A 2311-nucleotide genomic window follows, 5' to 3' on the forward strand; every position below is an offset into this window, starting at 1 on the left:
ACGGTGAGCAAAACGGCAACCGCCAGCGCCCCCAGCACCACCAACCCACCTGCCGCTGCCGCGATCAGCTCTGACAGGGCGGGATGGTTCCACGCGCGCAGGAAAGGCAGGGCCTGCCAATCAAGACGGCCCAGCAACCAATATGTCATCTCGTCATTCATGGGCCACCCCGTCCGGGCCAGTCGCGGCCTTGCCGGCGGCGGCAACAAAGGGGTCGGCCATGATCCGGCCAAAGACAAGCGGTTCGTTCAGCACTTCGCGCTTCTTCAGGCGGGAAAGGGCTGCGTCATCCAGCGCGGGTGCATCGGCGGTAAGCTCGGCCAGCATCGGTTCGAATTGTTCGCCTTCCACCACTTCGGCCACAAATTTCTGCTCCGCGAAGCCTTCGCCGTTGAACTGCGTATTCTGGCCCCGGTAGCGGCCCAGGGCATCGGCTTTCAGGTTCAGTTCGGTGACCATCTTCGGCATCGCGTATATCTGCCCGCCCAGCTGCGGGATCATGAAGGACTGCAGAACCGTCGCGCTGGTCAGACGGAAGCGCACCGGGCGATCCACCGGCAGGATCAGGCGGTTCGCGAGCGCCACGCCTTGCTCGGGATAGATGAAAAGCCATTTCCAGTCATAGCCTACCACCCGCACCTCCAGCGGGGGGCCACCCGGAAGCGGCGCATAAGGATCGAGGTTGTGCGATTCCTTCCAGAGATTCCACCCCAGCACCCCCACGAGCACAGCAGGAACCCCCCAGATGACTATTTCGGCCAACCAGGAAAATTCCCATTCAGGGCGATAGTCTGCGTCAGAACTCAGGCGATAGCGCCAGAGGACGAAGGCGACGCCTGCGAAAACCGGCAGGATGACGATCAACATCAGCCAGACGATGGTGAGCATGTGGGATTGCTGGGCCTGTGCAACCGGTCCTGCCGGTGCGAACAGCCCCAGACCGTTTTCGCAACCGGAAAGGGGGAAGGCAAATATCAGCGGCCAGAGCTTATGCGAACTTCGGCTCAATTCCATTCCTTGGCCTCAAAAATATACAGTAACCCTGTTTGCCGCTGATCGGTCAAATGCCCATGGCACCAATCCTCACGTTTCCGAAAAGAAAACCAGCCCCCCCGCCTTAAGTTTCAAATTTCCATTCGCAAAAACGCACGTGCGGCCGGCGCAGGGCCGGCCGCGTGTCATTCACCTCAGGGCTTTTGGCCCTCGGGCAGCAGCAGGAGCCCGGTGTAGGTGTCGAAGTAATCGGCATAGGCGAGCGCCTCGCCCACCACGCCGTTGTCACCAGCCTTGATCGACCGGATCGGGTGGCTGCCCCCTTCGTTCTGGCCGAAGACGGTAAAGCTTTGACCCGCTGGCAGCCCACGTGCAGTGATGTCGATTTCGTCCACCCCCGCGACATGCCGGATATTGGCCGAGGCGCTGGCCCCTTCCGCCCCGCGCACTTCAATCGCGATGTTCTCCACGCGGTTTCCGAGACCCTGCTCGCCAAGGTTAGCCCCTTCGGCCCCCGGCGCGGCATTGGCCACGTAGATCAGGGCCTGCGGGTCCTGCCCCACGCTCAAGGTCTTGATGACCTCGTTCGTCGCGGTGTCGATGATGTCGACCGCATCGGATTTCTGCAGCACCACGTAAAGGCGACTGTTGTCAGGGCTGGGCCAGATACCGTGCGGCGCGACGCCGGAATGTTCGATCTTGCCGATCTCTTCCGGTTCGCCGTCGGTGCGGCGGAAGATCTTCGTCTGGTTCAGGCCGCCCACGGTGACATAGGCGTAATCGGTTCCGTCCCGCGTCACGAAGTTCGGGTGGTTTGTCCGCGGTCCGGTTTCAAGCACCGCCTTCACCTTGAAGGTGCGGGCGTCGATAACGGTGGTATGTCCGGTGCCGGGATGACCGAGCCACAATTCCTTCCCATCGGGTGTGACCGCTTCGTCCGCCGATCCCCCGGCCTGTTCTGGTACGGCGATCTCATCCATCACCTTGCGGCTGGCCACGTCGATCACGGCAACGGTATTGGCGAAGAGGTGGTTGACGAAGGCATGCGCCCCATCAGGGCTGAAAACCACCTTCGAAGGGCCCGATGCGGTGGTGATCCGGTCCTGAACCTCACCGGTTTCGCGGTCGATGACCGAGACATAGCCTTCGCCCCGGATTGCCGCCCAGACCGTTTTGCCATCCGGCGACACGAATGCCTCATGCGGGGAACGGCCGACATAGGCGGTGGTCTGAACCTTGTTCGTCGCCGGATCGAGAACTTGTACCGCGTTGGACGAAACACTGACCACGCTCACCGCACTGCCGTCGCGGGCAAAGC

General features: G+C 61.9%; 2 protein-coding genes. Both read right to left on the minus strand.

Translation table 11 applies throughout. The annotated features are described in order from the left end of the window. Positions 1 to 153 precede the first annotated feature (153 nt). Positions 154 to 1008 carry a cytochrome c oxidase subunit II gene (locus tag A3764_RS12620; RefSeq protein WP_161487198.1) on the minus strand — a complete coding sequence of 285 codons (855 nt, stop codon included), beginning with the start codon at positions 1006 to 1008 and terminating at the stop codon, positions 154 to 156. Positions 1009 to 1187: 179 nt separating this feature from the next. Then, the coding region (locus A3764_RS12625; protein WP_236628189.1) for a beta-propeller fold lactonase family protein at positions 1188 to 2311 on the minus strand (1124 nt) is incomplete at its 5' end.

This window comes from Sulfitobacter sp. HI0129, from assembly GCF_001635395.1.
Classification (GTDB): domain Bacteria; phylum Pseudomonadota; class Alphaproteobacteria; order Rhodobacterales; family Rhodobacteraceae; genus Sulfitobacter.